Below are 19,039 nucleotides of genomic sequence, written 5' to 3'. Positions count from 1 at the left end.
CCGGGTGATCCCGATAGGGGAGGTTCATGAGGATTGCGGGTGGGCCCTGGCACTTGGTCGGTACCGTATGGTCGAATACGCGTTAGGTCCAGCAGAGTGGCCGCCCAGCAATTCCGATTTGAGGGTGGCATATGTCTGTCTCTGCCTTCGGTGCTGCCGTCAGGCCCGAGCCGTGCTTCGGCCAGGCTCACGGCGCCGCGGCACCATTTACGGCCACCGCCAGCCCCGCCCCGGTGCATCCGGCGAGCGTGCAATCGGCCAGCGTGAACCCGGCGAGTGTGCACTCGGCAAGCGGCAAGCCGGTCGGCGGGAACTCGGCACCGCGCACCGTTGCCTTCGACCCGCAGTCACTGTTCGACCCGGCCGCGGCCACCCCGGTGGACCGCTCGTCGGTGGTGCGCGAGCTGCTCAGAGAACTGCAGGACTGCCAGCGCCCGCGCCGCCGCCGCATGCTGCGCAGCGCCGTCGCCGTCGCCTGCCTGCCGGTGGCGCACTCCATCGCCGCCCGCTACCGCGGCCGCGGCATCGACCTTGGCGACCTGCAACAGGTGGCCGCCCTCGGCCTGGTCAAGGCCGCGCTGCGGTGGAAGCCCGGCCGCAGCGACGACTTCCTCCAGTTCGCGGTGCCCACCATCACCGGGGAGATCCGCCGCTACTTCCGCGACCACTGGTGGACGGTGCGGCCGCCGCGCCGGCTGCAGGAACTGCGCGCCAACGTGATGACCACCAAGGAGGAGCTGTGCCAGCGCACCGGGCGCGAGGTCAGCGAGCCCGAGCTGGCCGACCGGCTCGGCGCCGACGTCGACGAGGTTCGGCAGGCGCTGTCGCTGAACTCCTGCGGGCAGCCGGCCTCGCTCGAGGCGTTCAGCGCGCAGGGCATCCTCGACCGGGCCGTCGCCGTCGACGACGTGGAACTGCGCAGGGTGGAGGACCGCCTCGCGGTGCGCTCGATGATGGAACTGCTCACCGACCGGGAGCGGCAGATCGTCCGGCGCCGCTTCTACGACGAGTGGTCGCAGTCGCAGATCGCCGAGGAGGTCGGCATCAGCCAGATGCACGTCTCCCGGATCCTGCGCGACGTCTGCGCCCGGCTGCGCGCCGCCTGGAGCAACTGACCCGGAGCACCTGACCCGGAGCAACTGACCGCAGCACCTGACCCGGCGCAACTGACCCGCTGCAACTGACCCGGGCGCAGTTCACCCGAGGCAAATGGCCGAAAGTGGCTTCTCGTCGCAAGTTCCACGCGTAGCTCCGCGTGGCAAACGCGACGAGAAGCCAAAAACGGCGATTAGCCGAGGTTCATCGACCCCGTCGAACCAGCACGGCGGCAAATCCGACCACGCTGCGCCAAGCCGATCCGGAAGCGCCGGGCCGGTCTGGCTGCGCCGGGCCAGTCAGGCTGCGCGGGGCCCCGGTCAGGCGTCGGCGCCGGCTGCTGGCGGGTGATCCGACGGCCGGTCCTGGCCGGGCAGGGCACCGCTGTTGACCAGCTGCTCTGCCACCCGATTCAGCTTGGTGTTGTGGTTCTGTGAATAGCGCCGCAGCACCGAGAATGCCTGCTCGGGGCTGATCTTGTAGCGCTCGATCAGCATGCCCTGGGCCAGCCCGATCAGATGCCTCGAGTCCACCGCGCGCCAGAGATCCTGCTCCACCCGCAGCCGCGCCAGCGCGACCGAAGCGTGAGCAGCCACCACCCGCGCCGCGATGATCTCGTCCTCGTCGTACTGCCGGGGTTTGCTGTCGAACAGGTTCAGCGCACCGAGCATCCGGTTGGCGGTGAACAAGTGGATGGACAGCACGCTGCGGATGCCGATCTCGTCGTGCACGTGCGCACCCCAGCGTGGCCAGCGCGGCTCGGAGGCGGTGTCGGCGATCACGTAGACGCCGCCGTTCTCCGCGGCCGTCAGGCATGGGCCCTCGTTGAGGGTGTACTGCGCGGCGTCGGCCGCCCTGGCCTCGTCCGAGGTGGCGGTCGGCGTGGTGAGCGACCCGTCGGCGTCGATCAGGGTGATGCTGGCGTAGTCGGAGACGGTGGCGTCGACGGCCAGCTCGGTGATGGCGGCCAAGGTGGCGCTGAGGTCGTCGCGGCTGGCCAGGAAGCGGACACGCTCGGCCAGCACCAGGTCGTTGGACAGGGCCAAGTCGCCGCCGGACAGCTCCGCGGCGTCCGCGCCGGCGTCCAGGCCGGCGCCGCCGTCGGGAGCCGGAGGCAGATCGGGCGTGGCGTCCGCTCGGCCGCCGGTGGAGTCGGGGCCGGTGCTGATGACGGGGACAGCGCCGGCGCTCTCCACGGATTGGCTCGTCATGATTTGTCGGGCTCTCTGTCGTCGGGGAAGGTCAGGTCGCGAGACACCCGCACCGGCATGTGCACATTGGCCGGTGCCATCGCGTTGTCGCGGCGCCCGCGGCGCCGACGATCCCGCTGGTTCTCGGTACTGTCGCGCGGCCCGACTCCGGACGCGGCAGCCTTCGGTTCATGATCATCTCTGGTCTCGTTGTCGGCACCGGCACCGGGGTCGCGGCGGTCGTGCGTCGCGCGGGTCGGGCCGGCTGATCCGTCCGGGTTCGCGCGGATCACCACCACCCGGTCGCCAGGCTGGAACACCCGCACCGAGCCGGAGTCGAAGCGGTGGCTGACGCCGTGCCGGATCACCGTCAGCACGATCTCGCCCTGTGCGGTGAGCCGGGACGGGGCCAGCCCGACGTCTTCGGGGCGGACCTCGCGCTCGGCGATCTGCAGCCCGGCCACCGGCTCGAGCAGGTCTTCCAGCAGCTCGCCGGCGTTCGGGGCGATGGTGGACAGGCCGAGCAGTCGGCCCGCGGATTCCGCGGTCGGAATCACCACGTCGGCGCCGCCCTGCCGCAGCACCCCGATGTTCTGTTCCTCGCGGGCCGCGGCAACGATGGTGGCGTGCGGGGCCAGCCGCCGGGCGGTCAGGGTGACCAGCACGTTGACGTCGTCCCGATCGGCGGCGACGATCACCCGCTCCGCCGAGCCGGTGGCGGCCTGCCGCAGCACCTCTTCCCTGCGGCCGTCACCCACCACCCCGACGCAGCCGTCGGCGGTGGCCAGCTTGACGTTGGCGCCGTTGGTGTCCACCACCACAATCGATTCCGGCGGGCAGCCCTGGTCGATGAGCGCGGCGGTGGCCGAGCGGCCCTTGGTGCCGTAGCCGATCACCACGGTGTGCTTCTTCACGCGTCTTCTCCAACGGGCGTAGCGGAACTGCTGGCGGCTGCGCTCGGTCAGCACCTCGATGGTGGTGCCGACCAGCACGATCAGGAACAGGAAACGCAGCGGGGTGATGACGATGATGTTGGTCAGCCTTGCCCCGTCCGACAAGGGCACGATGTCGCCGTAGCCGGTGGTGGACAGGGTGACCGTTGCGTAGTAGAACGCGTCGAGCCAGGTGCCGACCAGACCGTCGCCATCCTTGTAGCCGTTGCGCTCCAGGTAGACGATGGTCGCGGTGATGACGACACAGGCGAGCGCGATCGCGATGCGCACCACAATGGCCCGCAGCGGCCCGCGGGTTCGCTCGGGCAGCGCCAGGCGCACGGCAGGGGACTTGGCCACCCCCGCACCATAGTCGCGCAGGGGTCAGTCGGAGTCCTTGCCGGAGTCCTGGTCGGCGAGGAACGCCTCGAACGCGGCGCCCAGCTCGTCGGCCGACGGCAGCGGCTGATCGGTGGCCAGCAAGCTGCGCGAGAGCGAACCCTGCCCGCGCAGAAAGGTGTCGTACTGCTGCTCGAGGGCGGCGATCACCTCGCCGATCTCGGCGTTGCCCTCGATCTCCTTGGCCAGTTCCGATTCGAAGGTGCCGATGGCCGGGCCGAAATCGGCGGTCCGCAGGTCGAGCCCGGTGAGTCGTTCGGTGCTGCGCAGCAGATGCTGCGCCGTGCTCGGGTGGTCGGACCTGGCCAGGTAGTGCGGCACGTGTGCGGCCAGCCCGATGACGTCGGGGGTCGGAACGCCGGCCGAATGTCGTTGGGCGGCACGGTATTCCAGCAGCCCGCTGGCGTGCCCGGGCACCTGCACGGTGCCGAGCCAGGCATCGGACGGCTCGATCAGCCCCGGCCGGCTGGCGTGCTGGCTCATCCCGGCCGGACGGGTGTGCGGGATGGCCATCGGGATCGCCAGCAGGGTGACGATGGTGTCGACGCCCAACCGATCGGCGATCTCGAGAATGGCCTCAGTGAAGGCGTCCCAGTGCGCGTCCGGCTCTGGGCCGGTCAGCAGATAGTAGGTGCGGCCTGCGCTGCGGTCGGTGCCATCGCCGCTCTCGCCGGTGCCGCTGCCGGCGGAACCATCGGTCAGCCGGCGCACCAGCAACCGCGGATCCGCGTAATCGGTGAACGTGCCGTCGGAGTAGGTGAGCGCTGGCCGGCGCGACCGGTAGTCCACCAGCGCATCGGAGTCGAAGGCGGCCACCACCGGGTTGTCGGCTGCCGCCGGGGGCGCGTCACCGGAGCGCAGCAGGTGCTTGCTGGCCAGTGTCACGCCGTTGCCGGCGTCGACGTAGCCGTCAAGGGCGACCAGCAGGACGGTGCCGCTTGCACTCCTTGAGCGCAGCGCCGGGGCTGACTCGCCGGCCGGCTCGGCGCTACCGGTCGACCCAGCGCTACCGGTTGATCCAGCGCTACCGGTCGATGCGGCAGTGTCGGTTGTTGCAGAGGTGTCGGCCGGATCCGCGCTGCCGGCCGGGTGGGTGCTGCCGGCCGGTGCGGGGGTGCCGCCGGGTGCATCGGCAGCCGGCCGCCGCTCGACCGGTTGGTCGACCAGGTGATACAGATTGCTGGGCTTCACGATGCTCGACGCACTCCGTTCGCGGCTTGCAGGCTGCTCCGATGGCTCGGGTCTCTACCAGCATGCAACGCCGCGCCGCGGGTCGACGGATTCCCGACAGCGGGCCCGCTGCGCTGACAGCGAAAGCGCGGATGTCGGTCGCCGGGATTACCGTCGAGCCCAGCTGCCTTGGAGGTGCCAGATGGTGAGCATGCAGAAGACGGTGTCGAATACCAGGTCGGAAACCAGGTCAAACACCAGGTCGGAAACCAGGTCGAATCTCCACCCGGCGTGCGGCATTGTGCCGCCGTACCTGCTGGCCCACCTGGCTGAGCAGGGCGATTCGCCGGCCGCCCGCTGCGCCAGGGCAACGCTGGACGACCGCGAGCGCACCCATCCCAGCCGCACTGGCGGGGTCCGCCCCGGCGAGCCGCACCCACGCGAGCCGCAGCCGGGTGGGCCGGGATCGGGTGCACCGGGTTCAGGTGGTTCGGGATCGGGTGCACCGGGTTCCGGCGACGGCGGGCCCACCCCACCCGGGGCGCCCACCGTTGCGCCGTCGGCTCCGCCCGGCACCCCGCCCGCGCCGGCAGACCAGCGCGCCGACGGCGGTTCCGGCCCCAACCGCACCATCTACGACGCCAGGCAGAGCACAACACTGCCCGGCACCGTCGTCCGCCGGGAAGGCGAGCCCGCCACCGGAGACGTCGCCGTCACCGAGGCCTACGACGGGCTGGGTGCCACCTGGCAATTGTTCGAGACCGCGTACGGGCGGGACAGCCTTGACGGCGCCGGGCTGCCGCTGCTGGCCACCGTGCACTACGGGCAGGACTACGACAACGCGTTCTGGAACGGCGACCGGATGGTGTTCGGCGACGGCGACGGCGAGGTGTTCAACCGATTCACCATCGCCGTCGACGTGATCGGCCACGAGCTCAGCCACGGCGTGATCAGCTACACCGCGAACCTCACCTACTCGGGCCAGTCCGGCGCGCTGAACGAGAGCATCGCCGACGTGTTCGGGTCGCTGGTGCGCCAGCAGCAGGCCGGGCAGACCGCCGAGCAGGCCGACTGGCTGATCGGGGCCGGTCTGTTCACCCCGTCGGTGCAGGGCGTTGCGCTGCGGTCGATGAAGGCACCGGGCACCGCCTACGACGATCCGCAGCTCGGCAAAGATCCGCAGCCGGCCACCATGGACGGCTACGTCGAGACCACCGAAGACGACGGCGGCGTGCACATCAACTCCGGCATCCCCAACCACGCGTTCTACCTGGCGGCCATCGGAATCGGCGGCAACGCCTGGGAGGGAGCCGGCCAGGTCTGGTACGACGTGCTCGCCGGCTCGCGGATCACCGCCGACTGCGATTTCGCCACCTTCGCCGCGCTCACCACCGAGGCTGCCGGGCAACGGTTCGGGGCCGACTCGGCGCAGGCCGCCGCGGTCGCCGACGCCTGGAAGCAGGTGGGGCTGGACGCCGGTGCCACCCCATCAACTCCAGCGCCGGCGCCAGCACCGACCCCGGCTCCAGCTCCGACCCCGACTCCAGCTCCAGCGCCGGCTCCGACCCCGACTCCGGCGCCGGCTCCGGCACCGACCAGCCCGGCGCCGACCGGCCCGCCGCTGCCGGCCCAGGTGGCCGTCACCCGATCCGGAGGCGTCGCCGGGCTGCGCACCGAGCGCGTCGTCGAACCGGACCAGCTGCCGGCCGAGTTGGCCGATCAATGGCAGCAGGCGCTCGGATCCGGTGTGCTGCAACAGCTTCAACAACAGCAGGGCGGGCAACGCGCCGCCGGGATGCCGGACGGTTACCGCTATCACCTCGTCGCGCCGGAGGCCGACCTGGACGTCACCGTCGGCGAGCACGAGCTGCCCGAGCAGCTCAGGGCACTGCTCAGCCGCACCTTCCGCCGTTGATTCGGCGGCGGTGATCCATGGGCTCGGCAGCGGTGAGATCGCCGCACGGCCCGGTGGTTGTTCCCGTCACCAGTACGTCACCAGCAGCTGCCGGCAACTGCCGCCGGCAGCCGCGCTCATCACCCCGCCGTGATCACTTCGGCAGCTGCTCGGCGGCGTACTTCTCTTCCACCGCAAGGAGTTTGCCGACCTGCTCGACGATCACGCCCTCGATCTTGCCGCCGAGGAAGGGGATGGGGACGGTGGCCTGGCCGTCCACCGTCAGCGTCGAACCGGAACCGGCCGGGGTCAGCGTCATGGTGCCCTTCAGCGACGCCGGCGCGTTCTTGATGGTGACGTCGAAGTCGGCGCGGTAGCCGCCGGAGCCGTCCGGGGCCCACTTCTCGGTGCGGGTGATCTGCACGTCGCCCGGCAGCAGCGAGCTCACCACGCTGGGCAGCACCCCGGCCGGGATGGCCTGCTCGGTGACCAGCGTCAGCTCGTCGCCCGACCGCTCCTGGGTGACGATCTTCGGGTCGGTGCCGCCGGCCGCGGCCAATCGACCATTGAGGTAATCCGGGTCGGCGAACGCCGCGACAGCGGCGTCCGGGGCGACGGGCAGCGACTTCTCGGCTTTCAGCGGGGTCGGCATGTCGCTCAACCTACCGAGTGGGTGTGCCACCCTGTTCGGCGTGGGTGACAAGCCTGTTGACCAACCGATCCACCCGACCGAACCGAGCCGGTCGTCCGCGCCGGCCCGGCCGCCGCTGCTCAGCGAGCTGACCACCCTCGGCCTCGGCGGTCCGGCCCGCGAACTGATCAGGGTGCGCACCCGCGAGCAGGTGGCGCAGGCCGTCGGCGGCCGCGACGTGCTGGTGCTCGGCGGCGGCTCCAACCTGGTGGTCGCCGACGCCGGCGTCGACCTGCCGGTGGTCAAGATCGAGCTGGGCGGCATCACCGAGCAACCGGCGCCGGACCCGGCAGCGGGCATCGTTCTTGTCACTCTGGGCGCCGGTCTGGTCTGGGACGACGTGGTCGCCGACCTCACCGCCCGTGGCTACGCCGAGCTGGCGCCGCTGTCCGGCATCCCCGGCGCCGTCGGTGCCACGCCGGTGCAGAACGTCGGCGCCTACGGCGTGGAGATCGCCGATCTACTGGAGCGGGTGACCGTGTTCGACCGCGCGAGCGTGCAGATCCGCTCGGTGCCGGCCGCCGACCTCGGGCTCGGCTACCGCACCTCGGTGTTGCGCGGTACCGATGCCGCGGTGGTGCTCGACGTGACGTTCGCGCTCGCGTCACCCGGCAGCATCGGCACCGTCGCCCGGTACCCGGAGCTGGCCCGCAGCCTGAACGTCGAGCCGGGGGAGCGCGCCGACCCCGCGGCGGTGCGCGAGGCGGTGCTGGCGTTGCGCCGCGGCAAGGGCATGGTGCTCGACCCGGACGACCCCGACACCCGCAGCGCCGGCAGCTTCTTCACCAACCCGATCGTCCCGGCGGCCGACGCCCCCGGGGTACTGGCGGCCATCACCGCCAAACTCGGGGACGTGCCGGTGCCGCAATGGCCCGCCGCCGTTCCCGGCGCCGCGGCCGGCGACCCACCCGGCACCAAACTGTCCGCCGCCTGGCTGATCGACCGGGCCGGTTTCGGCAAGGGCTTCGCCGGTCCCGGCGGCCGGGTCGCCATCTCGTCCAAGCACACCCTCGCGCTGACCAACCGCGGCGGTGCCAGCACCGCCGACCTGGTGGCGCTGGCCCGTCAGGTGCGGGACGGCGTGCACGCCGCCTTCGGTGTCCGGCTCGAGCCGGAACCGGTGTTCGTCGGCGTCAGCCTCGATGACGCGCCGGTCCCTTCGCCGTAGCTGATCGTCCCGCAGCAGTAGGTGGCAGGAGCTGATCGCCCTCGCGCACGGGCCGGCGCTCTCATGAACCCCCGGTACCCTCAGCGCCCATGCGGAACACCCGAAAGCGGCAACCCGGGCGGCGCCGGCCGGCCATCGCGGTGGCGCTGCTGGCGCTGGTAGCCGTGCTGCTGTCGGCGTGCAGCTCGCAGGACCCGGTGGTGGTCACTGTGGTGACGACGCCGGGCCAGACCATGCCGGGCCAGCCGACGGTCACCGTAGGAACCACCGGCGACCAGGGTGCGCAGAACGTCGCAGACGGCAACGGTGACGGCGGTGCCACCAACGGCGGTGCCGGCAGCGGCAACGGGGAGGCCGGCAACGGCGCCACCACCACCGGCAAGGACGAGCCGCGCCAGCTGGCCGAGGCCATCCGGGTGGTGGCCACCCCCAAGTTCGGCAGCAAGGGCGTCGGCCCGAACACCAAGGCCACCATCGCGGTGTTCTCCGGGAAGCTCTCCAAGATGACGCTCACCGGCGACGACGGCAGCAAGGTGGCCGGCAAGATCAGCGAGGACGGCTCCACCTACACCGTTGCCGAGCGGATGGCGTTCGACACCACCTACTCGTACGCCGGTGAGGCGGTGGCGCCGGACAAGTCGGTCAAGAAGATCGCCGGCACCTTCAGCACCGTCAAGCCGAAGAACTTCACCACCGCCGTGGTGCAGCTGCCGGAGAACGCCACCGTCGGAGTGGCGGCGCCGCTGATCATCACGTTCTTCCCCGCCATCACCAACAAGGCCGAGGCGGAGAAAGCGCTGTCGGTGATGACCAGCCGCGGCAAGATCGAGGGCTCGTGGGGCTGGGTGCAGGACGAAGACTTCACCGGCAAGGGCTACAAGCAGTCGCAGGTGCACTTCCGGCCGAAGGCCTTCTGGCCGGCCAACACCAAGGTCACCATCACCGCCAAGCTCGCCGGTGTCGACATGGGCGGCGGCCAGTGGGGCAAGTCGGACTTCACCCGCAGCGTCAACATCGGCCGCGACCTGCGCATCGTCGCCGACGTGAACTCCTTCCACCTGGTGGTCTGGAAGGACGGAAAGATCTGGCGGAACTACCCGGTCTCGTACGGCCGCACCACCGAGAAGGGCACCATCACCGTTTCCGGGATGCACATCATTCAAGAGAAGTACCCGGTGTTCAAGATGTCCAACCCGCAGTTCGGCTACTACAACCTGCCGGAGAAGTGGGCGCAGCGCATCAACAACAACGGCGAGTTCATCCACTCCAACGAGGCCACCGAGAAGGCCGGCTTCCTCGGTAAGAAGAACGTCTCGCACGGCTGCGTCAACATGAGCCTGAAAGACGGCAAGGAGTTGTACGACGCCACCCTCTACGGCGACCCGGTCGACGTGACCGGCACCGAGGTGAAGATGAGCCCGAAGGATTACATCTACGACTGGGCCTACACCTACGAGGAGTGGAAAACCCTGTCGGCGCTGGGCAGTTGAGCGCCTCCGGCGGTGACCAGGCGGCGGAGCCCGGTGGCCGGGGCCGGCTGACGGCCGGCCGGCTGCGGGCCGCGCTGGACGAGCTGGAGGTGCCCTACACCGCAGAGGGTGACGGCGCCTTCCTCGTCACCCTGCCCGGCGAGCGCAGGCACCGCACCCTGGTGTGGCTGCTGGTCGGCACCCACGAGCTGCTGGTGGAGTCGTTCGTGTGCAGGCAACCGGACGAGAACGCCGAGGGCGTCTACCGGTACTTGTTGCAGCGCAACGCGTCTCTGCGCGGCGTCGGCTACGCGCTCGACTCCAGCGGCGACATCCACCTGGTCGGGCGGCTCGGGTTGGACGGGGTGACGACGGCCGAGATCGACACCCTGCTCGGCACCGTGCTGGACACCTCCGACGCCGACTTCAACCCGATCCTGGAACGTGGCTTCGCCTCGGCGATCCGCCGGGAATGGGCCTGGCGTACCCGAACCGGTCAACCGGTGAAGAACTTGGAGGCCTTCCGGCACCTGGTGCAGCCGTAGCCGCCGGCCGTCAGCCGGACTCGCCGCCCTGCCCCTGATCCGGTTGCAGCCCTTGGGCTTCCGCGCCGATGGTGGTGTCGTCACCGTGGCCGGTGTGCACCACGGTGTCGGCCGGCAGGGTGAGCAGCTGGTTGCGGATGGAGGCGACGATCAGATCGGCGTCGGAGAAGCTGCGCCCGGTCGCGCCCGGCCCGCCGGCGAAGAGGGTGTCGCCGGTGAACACCGCTCCCAGTTGCGGCGCGGCCAGGCACACCGAGCCAGGGCTGTGGCCGGGCGTGTGCAGCACCCGCAGCTCGGTGCCGCCGACGTCGATGCGTTGCCCGGCAACAAGTTCGGCGTCCGGGCGGCGATCGGGATGGGTCAGCTGCCACACCGGAAGATCAGCCGGGTGCAGCCAGATCGGAGCACCGGTGGCCGCGGCCAACTCGGGAGCGACGCGAACGTGATCGTCGTGGGCGTGGGTGCAGACGATGGCGCGCACCGTCCGGTCGCCCACCACCTGCATGATCGCCTCCACCGAGTGCGGTGCGTCGATCACCACGCACTCGGTGTCGTCGCCCACCACCCAGATGTTGTTGTCGACGTCGAAGGTCTCGCCGTCGAGCGAGAACGTGCCGGACGCGACGCCGTGGTCGATGCGGGCGCTCATCTGCCTGCCTCCGCGGTGGTCCGGTTGCTTGCCGCGTCGTTTGCCCGGTCGGCCGGTGCGCCGCCCTGCTCGCTGTCCGGCAACACCACAACGCTGCGCAACACCTCGCCGGAGCGCATCTTGTCGAACGCCGCCTCGACGTCACCGAGGCCGATGGTCTCCGAGACGAACGCGTCCAACGGCAGCCGGCCCTGCAGGTAGAGGTCGATGAGCATCGGAAAGTCCCTGGACGGCAGGCAATCTCCGTACCACGACGATTTCAGCGCACCGCCGCGCCCGAACACGTCCAGCAGCGGCAGCTCCGGCACCGTCATCTGGGGTGTCGGCACCCCAACCAGCACCGCGGTGCCGGCCAGGTCGCGGGCGTAGAAGGCCTGCTTCCAGGTCTCCGGCCGGCCGACCGCATCCACCACCACGTCGGCGCCGTTGCCGTCGGTCAACTCCTGAACCGCCTGCACCACATCGGTTTCCGAGCTGTTGACGGTGTGCGTTGCGCCGAGTTCGGTGGCCTTGTCCAGCTTCCGCGGGTCGATGTCGACCGCAATGATGGTGGTCGCACCGGCCAGCCGGGCCCCGGCGATCGCCGCCACTCCGACGCCGCCGCAGCCGATCACCGCGATGGAATCACCGCGGCCCACCCCGCCGGTGTTGATGGCCGCGCCCAGCCCGGCCATCACCCCGCAGCCGAGCAGCCCGGCCACCTCGGGCTGGGCGTCCGGGTTCACCTTGGTGCACTGCCCGGCCGCGACCAGTGTGTAATCGGTGAAAGCGCCGATGCCAAGTGCCGCAGTCAGTTCGGTACCGGCGTCCGGGTCGGGCTCCGCGATGGTCATCTTCTGTTCGGCGTTGTGGGTGTTGAAGCAGTACCAGGGCTTGCCCTTGCGGCAGGCCCGGCACTCGCCGCACACGGCCCGCCAGTTCAGGACAACGTAGTCGCCGGGCGCCACCTCGGTGACACCGTCGCCGACCTGCTCGACGATGCCGGCCGCCTCGTGACCGAGCAGGAACGGGTAGTCGTCGCCGATGCCGCCGTCGCGGTAGTGCAGGTCGGTGTGGCAGACGCCGCAGGCCTGCACCCGCACCACCGCCTCGCCAGGGCCGGGGTCGGGCACGTTGATGGTGACCGTTTCCACCGGCGCGCCCTTGCTGCGGGAGATGACGGCGGTGCTGGTACGCGGCATGGAGCGCTCCTCGGGACGGATCGTGACCGGTTCGTGACGTAGCTTCGAGCATCCCACCGCGGCCCGCACTCCGTCGAACGGCCATGACGAACCCAACAGACACCACACCGACCCCCGCAGGCCCGCCGCGGGCCGCCCGCCCGGCCCGTCGGTGGCGCGCACCGACAGCGGCGCTGGCGGCGGCGCTGCTGGCCGGCGGGGTACTGCTGTCCGGCTGCACCAACTCCAGCAGCGACACCAGCGCCGGCTTGCCGCTCACAGCGACCGAAGAGACCTACGCCGGCGGCGACTACGGCGCGGCTGCCGGCAGCGCCGCAGGGGCAGCATCAGCCGGGGCCGCAACAGACGGGGACGCAGCCGATGGAACCGCGACCGACGGGGCAGCGGGAGACAGGGCAGCGGGAGCGGCGGGGGAAACCGCACCGGCGACCGCGGGAGCGACGGCCGGGGCAGCGACGGGAGGTGCCGATCGCAACGAGGGGTCGACCGGCGCCCGGGTCGCGCCCGAGGCGGCGCAGCGGCAGATCGTCAAGACCGCGAACCTGGCGCTTGCCGTCACCGTCGAGCCCACCGCTACACCGGCGGGCGCCGACCCGGCCACCGTAACGGCGAACCGCGACAAAGACGAAAAAGCCTTGCGCGACAAGGTGAACGGCATCGCCGTCAAGGTACGCAACGTCGCCACCGCCGCCGGCGGGCAGACCGCGGACTCCGAGGCCACCGGCACCAGCTACTCGATCACCCTGCGGGTGCCGGTCGCCAAATACGACTCGGCGATGGCGCAGCTGCGCGAGCTGGGCGACGTCACCGGAACCGAATCGAGCCAGGACGTCACCGGCCAACTGGCCGACATGGACGGCCGGATCAAGACCATGCAGGACGGCATCACCAGGGTGCGGCAGCTGCTGGCCAAGGCCACCAAGATCGAAGACATCATCACCATCGAGGACGAGCTGAACGGGCGCGAGCAGGAGCTGGAATCCGTGCTGCGGCAACGGGCCTCGGTCGGTGACCAGGCCGCGATGTCCACCATCGTGTTCGCCATCACCGGCGCCGTCGGGACACCACCCGCGGCCGCTCCGGCCCCGGCCGAGCCGGAGAAGTCCGGGTTCGCCGCCGGCCTTTCCGGTGCCTGGGGATTCGTCAAGGGCATCGGCGCGGCGCTGGCCGTGCTGGCCGGCGCGCTGATCCCGCTGCTGCCGGTGTTGGCGGTGCTCGCCGCAATCGTGCTGCTGGCCGTGCGGTGGCGGCGCCAGCACCCGCAACGGGCACTGCAGACCCGCCGGCCGCTGAACTCGCAGCAGCCGCAGCACTGGCCGTCCGCCCCAGCTGCTGCCACCGACCCGTCGTCGGCGCAGCAACCGCAGCGGGGCACTATGGAGTCATGACCTCGACCACACCCACCGGAACGCTGATCCTGCTGCGCCACGGCGAAAGCACCTGGAATTCCAAGAATCTGTTCACCGGATGGGTGGACGTCCCGTTGTCGGACAAGGGTGTTGCCGAGGCCACCCATGCCGGTGAGTTGCTCGCCGAGCGCAACCTGCTGCCGGACGTGGTGCACACCTCGGTGCTGCGGCGCGCCATCTCCACTGCCAACCTGGCGCTCGACAAGGCCGACCGGCACTGGATTCCGGTGCGCCGGCACTGGCGGCTGAACGAGCGGCACTACGGCGACCTGCAGGGCAAGGACAAGAAACAGACCCTTGAGACCTACGGCGAGGAGCAGTTCATGCTCTGGCGGCGCAGCTACGACACCCCGCCGCCGCCGATCTCGGCGGACAACGAGTACTCGCAGGCCGGCGACCCGCGCTACGCCGAGCTGGGCGATGCCGCACCGCAGACCGAATGCCTCGCCGACGTGGTGGCGCGGCTGGAGCCGTACCTGAACGGCCCCATCAAGGACGACCTTGCGGCCGGCAAGACCGTCCTGGTCGCCGCGCACGGCAACTCGCTGCGCGCCGTCGTCAAGCTGCTGGACAACGTCAGCGACGAGGCCATCGCCGCGCTCAACATCCCCACCGGCATCCCGCTGGTGTACCAGGTGGACGTCGCCGGGCCGACGCTGAAGCCGCTCAACCCCGGTGGCGAGTACCTCGACCCGCAGGCGGCCGCCGAGGCGGTCAAGGCGGTGGCGAACCAGGGCCGCTGAACCCGCGGCGGATCGGCGGCGCCGACCCCGCGGATCGGCGGCACCGAGTCCGCTGCAGATCGCCGGCGGGCGCGCGATGGATCGGCGGCACCGGGCGCGCGGATCGGCGGCGATGAACGCAGCGTGAACGCGCCGAAAACACCAGGCACGTCCGGCACGTGCTGGCCGCCGCGGGCGCCGGACGCCGGTGCGCGAGCCCTACCATGAGCACGTGCCGTGGGTAGGAATCCTCGCCGCTGCCGTGGTGGGGCTGCTGCTGGGCTGGATGCTCGCCGCGATCGTCATCCGGCGCGTCGACGGCCCCCGGTCCGACAGCACCAACGCTGACGCGGCGCTGGCCGCCGAGGTGGTGCGGCAGTCCGACAGCGGCTATCTGGTGACCGACCGGCAGGCGAACGTGCTGCTCGCCAACAACCGGGCCAAGGAGCTGGGCGTCGTCCGCGCCGGGCTGGCCGACGAGAAGATCACCGACGCCATCGCCAGGGCCGCCACCTCGGGCGAGCCGGTCGCGCTGGATCTTGGCTCGCTGGACGGCGAGCAGGGTGGGGCTGCCGGATCGGCACCGACCGGCGCTTCGGTGGTGCATGCGGTGGCCCGCCCGCTGCGGTTTCCCGGTGCCGGTTACCCCGGTGCCGCCGGGGCCGGGCCGGACGACCTGCTGCTGGTGAGCGCGGTGGACGAGTCGGCGGCGCGCAGGGTCGAGGTGATCCGCCGTGACTTCGTCGCCAACGTCAGCCACGAACTCAAGACCCCGGTGGGGGCGATGGCGCTGCTGGCCGAGGCCATCATCGACGGCAGCGACGACCCGGAGGCGGTGCGGCACTTCGCCGGCAAGATGCTCGCCGAATCGACAAGGCTCGGCACCCTTGTCACCGAATTGATCGCGCTGTCCCGGCTGCAGGGTGGGCTGCCCAGCCAGGATCAGAGCGTGGTCCAGGTCGACGCGGTGGTCGACGAGGCCACCGCCCGGCTCGCCATGGTCGCCGAGACCGCGGGCATCGACGTGGTCTCCGACGACGATTCCGGGCTGCTGGTGCGCGGGGACCACACCCTGCTGGTCACCGCGCTGACCAACCTGATCGACAACGCGATCAGCTACTCGCCGGCCCACACCACCGTCTCGGTGAGCCGGGCGGTGCGCGGCGGGCAGGTGGAGATCGCCGTCACCGACCGCGGCATCGGCATCGCGCCGGAACACCAGAAGCGGGTGTTCGAAAGGTTTTTCCGGGTCGATCCGGCCCGCTCGAGGGCGACCGGCGGCACCGGGCTCGGGCTGGCGATCGTCAAGCACGTCGCCGCCAACCACGGCGGGCAGGCGCTGCTGTTCAGCCGTCCTGGCACCGGCTCCACCTTCACCCTGCGCCTGCCGCAGCTGGCCACCAGCGCCGTCGAGCGCACCGAACCGTCATCGGGACCGTCATCAGAACTGCAACCGGAAGGAGCATCGTGACCAGGGTGCTGATCGTGGAGGACGAGCCGTCGCTCGCCGAACCGCTGGCGTTCCTGCTGCGCAAGGAGGGCTTCACCACCACCATGGTGGAGACCGGACCCGAGGCCCTCGCCGAATTCGACCGCAGCGGCGCCGACATCGTGCTGCTGGATCTGATGCTCCCCGGCATGAGCGGCACCGAGGTCTGCAAGCAACTGCGCGCCAGGTCGTCGGTGCCGGTGATCATGGTGACCGCCCGCGACTCCGAGATCGACAAGGTGGTCGGGCTGGAGCTGGGTGCCGACGACTACGTCACCAAGCCGTACTCGGCGCGCGAGTTGATCGCCCGGATCCGCGCTGTGCTGCGGCGCGGTGCCGAGCCGGACGAGCTCGACGACGAGGGGGTGCTGGCGGCCGGACCGGTCCGGATGGACGTGGAGCGGCACGTGGTGAACGTCGGCGGCGAGGAGATCACCTTGCCGCTCAAGGAGTTCGACCTGCTCGAGTACCTAATGCGCAACGCCGGTCGGGTGCTCACCCGCGGGCAACTGATCGATCGGGTCTGGGGTAGCGACTACGTCGGCGACACCAAAACCCTTGACGTGCACGTGAAACGACTGCGCGCCAAGATCGAACCCGACCCGGCAACCCCGCAGCACCTGATCACCGTGCGCGGCTTGGGTTACAAGCTGGAGGCCTGACCGGAGGGCGACAGCCATGGACCTGCTGACCTTCACGTACTTCCAGCGGGTCGCCCGGCTGCAGCATCTCAGCCGGGCGGTGCAGGGGCTGCACTGATCACCGCCGGCCGCCCGCTGGACCCGAGCGCGGTGGAACTGATGGTGGCAGCGTCTGGTTGAACTTCTCCAGCAGCGTCGCCAGGGTGGCCGCTTCCCCGGCGGGCCAGCGGCCGAGCCGTTCCCGCAACCATTGCTGCCGGTGCCGCTGCCCGGCTTTCACCCGGTCGGTGGCGGATGCGGTGGCGGCCAGCAGCTGGGCCCTGGGGTCGGACGCGCATGCTGCCGCAGCCGCCGTGTCGGGTACCGCGGGGTCGCTGATGCGGCACAGTGGAGCCCATGCGCTTGGGAGTGCTCGACGTCGGTTCCAACACCGTCCATCTGCTGGTGGTTGATGCCCGCCGCGGTGGACACCCGACGCCGCAGCTGTCGGAGAAGGAACCGCTGAAGCTGGCCGGCCACCTCGACGCCGACGGTGCCATTACCGAGTACGGCGTCAGCGAGCTGGTGCGCATCGTCGGCCAGGCCGCCCTCTCAGCCGCCAGGCTGGGCTGTGACGAGCTGCTCGCGTTCGCCACCTCGGCGCTGCGGGATGCCACCAACTCCGCCGAGGTGCTGCACGAGGTGCGCGCGCTGACCGGCGTTGACCTGCAGGTGCTGTCCGGGTCGGACGAGGCCAGGGTGACGTTCCTCGCCGCTCGCCGTTGGTTCGGCTACTCGGCCGGCGACATGGTGGTGTTGGACATCGGTGGCGGGTCACTGGAGCTGGCCGGCGGCCAGGACGAGGAGCCGGCGGTGGCGCTGTCGCTGCCGCTGGGAGCCGGCCGGCTGCGCCGCGACCTGAAGCTGTCCGATCCGCCGACGCTGAAACAACTCTCGACGGCGGAGGAGTTTCTGGTCGCGCAGCTGGCCGGGCCGGCCAAGAAGATCCGTTCGGCCGGGCCGTTCAACCGAGCGGTCGGCACCTCCAAGACCTTCAGGACGCTGGCCCGGTTGGCGGGAGCGGCGCCGTCGAGCGCCGGGCCGCTGGTACCCCGCACCCTCAGTGCGCGAGCGTTGCGGCAGATCACCGCGTTCGTCACCCGGATGGCAGCATCCGACATCGGTGCGCTGGACGGGGTTTCGGCCAACCGTGCCGAGCAGACCGCGGTCGCCGCGCTGGTGGCCGAGGCGGCGGTCACCGCGCTGAAAATCACCGAGCTGCACATCTGCCCGTGGGCGCTGCGCGAGGGCCTGATCCTGCGGCGGTTGGATCAGCTGGCGTTCGCCGACTCCGATCCGGACTCCGAATCCGGCACCGATGCGGGCTCGGAGTCCGGCAGCGATGTTGGGAGCAGAGCCCGCGCTCGGAAGTCCTCCGGCGCCGGCCGGGGCAAGGCATGAGCCCGGGGCAGGGGCGACCGGACGGCTACCCGGATCACCGGCCGCCGCGTCCGCAGACCAGGGTCACCCTCTCCACGTCGTCGGCGTACCCGGAGACCGTCGGCACCGCGTTCGCCATGGCGGCCGACGCGGGCTACGACGGGATGGAGGTGATGGTGCTGGCCGATCCCGTCACCCAAGACGCGAACGCGTTGCTGCGCTTGATGAATCGACACCAGCTGCCGATCACCTCCATCCACTCGCCGTGTCTGCTGCTGACGGCGCGGGTGTGGTCAACCGACCCGCTGGTGAAGCTGGCTCGCTCGCTCGAGCTGGCGGAGCGAGTGGGTGCGCAGGTGGTGGTGGTACACCCGCCGTTCGTCTGGCAGCGAACCGCGGCCAGTGATTTCGCCGCGTCGGTGGCTGAGCTGCAGCAGCGCACCGAGGTGAAGATCGCGGTGGAGAACATGTACCCGGTGCGCCGAGGTCCTTTGCTGGTCAACGGGTATCGGCCGCACTGGAACCCGGTACCCAGCGGTCACGCCTATTACACACTGGACCTGTCGCACGCCGCGGCATCCGGGGTGGACGCGTTGCAGCTTGCCGAGCAGATGTCCGGTAACGACCGTGCTGGGTTGGCACATCTGCATCTGACCGACGGGTCGGGCGCCGCCCGCGACGAGCATCTGGTGCCCGGACGCGGTACGCAGCCGGCAGCGGAGCTGTTGAATCGCTTGCGGCGCGGGGAGTTTCATGCAGAGGCGGGCTTCACCGGCAGCGTCTGCGTCGAGATCTCCACCCGTGGCGCCGGCCGGGCGAAGCGCGAACAGGACCTCGCCGAATCGCTGGCCTTCGCCCGGCTGCACCTGAGCTGACGCCCGGCCGGGTGTGCGGTCTGCTGCGTTGCTGTCGGCGCTTCCGCCGCGGCCCGGCGCCTAGGCCGCGGCGCAACGGTGGATCAGGCGCCGTGGATTAG

At 70.7% G+C, this 19,039-nt stretch carries 17 protein-coding genes and 1 pseudogene; 12 read left to right on the top strand and 6 right to left on the bottom strand.

Annotated features, from left to right (window positions below):
• The first annotated feature begins 131 nt into the window (after positions 1–131).
• Positions 132–1,115 carry a sigma-70 family RNA polymerase sigma factor gene (locus tag HKD39_RS07265; protein ID WP_171199189.1) on the top strand — a complete coding sequence of 328 codons (984 nt, stop codon included), beginning with the start codon at positions 132–134 and terminating at the stop codon, positions 1,113–1,115.
• Between the two features lie 300 nt (positions 1,116–1,415).
• On the opposite strand, the gene HKD39_RS07260 is transcribed toward HKD39_RS07265, so the two are convergent.
• Genes HKD39_RS07260 through HKD39_RS07250 form a run of 3 tightly spaced genes read right to left on the bottom strand, consistent with a single transcriptional unit; the run spans position 1,416 to position 4,807 of the window.
• A complete protein-coding gene (locus tag HKD39_RS07260; protein ID WP_171199188.1) occupies positions 1,416–2,306 on the bottom strand; it encodes a GAF and ANTAR domain-containing protein in 891 nt (296 codons plus the stop codon).
• On the bottom strand, positions 2,303–3,577 hold the full coding sequence (locus HKD39_RS07255; RefSeq protein WP_171199187.1) for an NAD-binding protein: 1,275 nt from the start codon (positions 3,575–3,577) through the stop codon (positions 2,303–2,305). The genes HKD39_RS07260 and HKD39_RS07255 overlap by 4 nt, the downstream gene beginning before the upstream one ends.
• 24 nt (positions 3,578–3,601) lie before the next feature.
• A complete protein-coding gene (locus HKD39_RS07250; protein WP_171199186.1) occupies positions 3,602–4,807 on the bottom strand; it encodes a PAC2 family protein in 1,206 nt (401 codons plus the stop codon).
• 277 nt (positions 4,808–5,084) lie between these two features.
• Between HKD39_RS07250 and HKD39_RS07245 the strand changes: the two are divergent.
• Positions 5,085–6,263, top strand: a pseudogene (locus HKD39_RS07245) (M4 family metallopeptidase); the annotation flags it as partial.
• The gene (locus HKD39_RS20395; RefSeq protein ID WP_343074646.1) at positions 6,249–6,701 is read left to right on the top strand and encodes a protealysin inhibitor emfourin; all 453 of its coding nucleotides are present in this window, start codon (positions 6,249–6,251) and stop codon (positions 6,699–6,701) included. The pseudogene HKD39_RS07245 and the gene HKD39_RS20395, both read left to right, overlap by 15 nt.
• A 133-nt stretch (positions 6,702–6,834) precedes the next feature.
• Here the strand turns inward: HKD39_RS20395 and HKD39_RS07240 are convergent, their stop codons facing one another.
• The gene (locus HKD39_RS07240; protein ID WP_171199185.1) at positions 6,835–7,332 is read right to left on the bottom strand and encodes a DUF2505 domain-containing protein; all 498 of its coding nucleotides are present in this window, start codon (positions 7,330–7,332) and stop codon (positions 6,835–6,837) included.
• Between the two features lie 67 nt (positions 7,333–7,399).
• Between HKD39_RS07240 and HKD39_RS07235 the strand changes: the two genes are divergently transcribed.
• The 3 genes from HKD39_RS07235 to HKD39_RS07225 all read left to right on the top strand — a co-directional run bounded on the left by HKD39_RS07235 (position 7,400) and on the right by HKD39_RS07225 (position 10,553).
• Complete coding sequence (locus HKD39_RS07235) at positions 7,400–8,539, top strand: UDP-N-acetylmuramate dehydrogenase (RefSeq protein WP_425488430.1); 1,140 nt, start codon at positions 7,400–7,402, stop codon at positions 8,537–8,539.
• Between the two features lie 89 nt (positions 8,540–8,628).
• Positions 8,629–10,029, top strand: a complete 1,401-nt coding sequence (locus HKD39_RS07230) for a L,D-transpeptidase (protein WP_171199183.1) — start codon at positions 8,629–8,631, stop codon at positions 10,027–10,029.
• A complete protein-coding gene (locus HKD39_RS07225) occupies positions 10,026–10,553 on the top strand; it encodes a type III secretion system chaperone family protein (protein ID WP_246232175.1) in 528 nt (175 codons plus the stop codon). Before HKD39_RS07230 ends, HKD39_RS07225 begins: the two co-directional genes overlap by 4 nt.
• A 10-nt stretch (positions 10,554–10,563) precedes the next feature.
• On the opposite strand, the gene HKD39_RS07220 is transcribed toward HKD39_RS07225, so the two are convergent.
• Positions 10,564–11,202, bottom strand: coding sequence for an MBL fold metallo-hydrolase (locus HKD39_RS07220; protein WP_171199182.1), 639 nt, complete (start codon positions 11,200–11,202; stop codon positions 10,564–10,566).
• Entirely contained in the window at positions 11,199–12,383 is a 1,185-nt protein-coding gene (locus tag HKD39_RS07215; protein ID WP_171199181.1) for an S-(hydroxymethyl)mycothiol dehydrogenase, read from the bottom strand. Before HKD39_RS07215 ends, HKD39_RS07220 begins: the two co-directional genes overlap by 4 nt.
• An 83-nt stretch (positions 12,384–12,466) precedes the next feature.
• Here HKD39_RS07215 and HKD39_RS07210 point away from each other — a divergent pair, with 83 nt between their 5' ends.
• From HKD39_RS07210 to HKD39_RS07185, 6 genes are all read left to right on the top strand, one after another.
• On the top strand, positions 12,467–13,771 hold the full coding sequence (locus HKD39_RS07210) for a DUF4349 domain-containing protein (protein WP_171199180.1): 1,305 nt from the start codon (positions 12,467–12,469) through the stop codon (positions 13,769–13,771).
• The gene (locus tag HKD39_RS07205; protein ID WP_171199179.1) at positions 13,768–14,535 is read left to right on the top strand and encodes a phosphoglyceromutase; all 768 of its coding nucleotides are present in this window, start codon (positions 13,768–13,770) and stop codon (positions 14,533–14,535) included. The genes HKD39_RS07210 and HKD39_RS07205 overlap by 4 nt, the downstream gene beginning before the upstream one ends.
• 265 nt (positions 14,536–14,800) lie before the next feature.
• On the top strand, positions 14,801–15,985 hold the full coding sequence (locus tag HKD39_RS07200) for a sensor histidine kinase (RefSeq protein WP_171199433.1): 1,185 nt from the start codon (positions 14,801–14,803) through the stop codon (positions 15,983–15,985).
• Positions 15,982–16,665: a winged helix-turn-helix domain-containing protein gene (locus HKD39_RS07195; RefSeq protein WP_171199178.1), complete on the top strand. Its 684-nt coding sequence runs from the start codon at positions 15,982–15,984 to the stop codon at positions 16,663–16,665. Before HKD39_RS07200 ends, HKD39_RS07195 begins: the two co-directional genes overlap by 4 nt.
• Positions 16,666–17,040: 375 nt before the next feature.
• Entirely contained in the window at positions 17,041–18,084 is a 1,044-nt protein-coding gene (locus HKD39_RS07190; RefSeq protein WP_171199177.1) for a Ppx/GppA family phosphatase, read from the top strand.
• Positions 18,081–18,938: a sugar phosphate isomerase/epimerase family protein gene (locus HKD39_RS07185; RefSeq protein ID WP_171199176.1), complete on the top strand. Its 858-nt coding sequence runs from the start codon at positions 18,081–18,083 to the stop codon at positions 18,936–18,938. Before HKD39_RS07190 ends, HKD39_RS07185 begins: the two co-directional genes overlap by 4 nt.
• Positions 18,939–19,039 lie beyond the last annotated feature (101 nt).

Origin of the sequence: Nakamurella aerolata (assembly GCF_013002705.1) — a bacterium.
Taxonomy (GTDB): Bacteria; Actinomycetota; Actinomycetes; order Mycobacteriales; family Nakamurellaceae; genus Nakamurella; species Nakamurella aerolata.
Note: the sequence above shows the minus strand (reverse complement) of the source record. Positions and strands in the feature narration are given on the sequence as shown.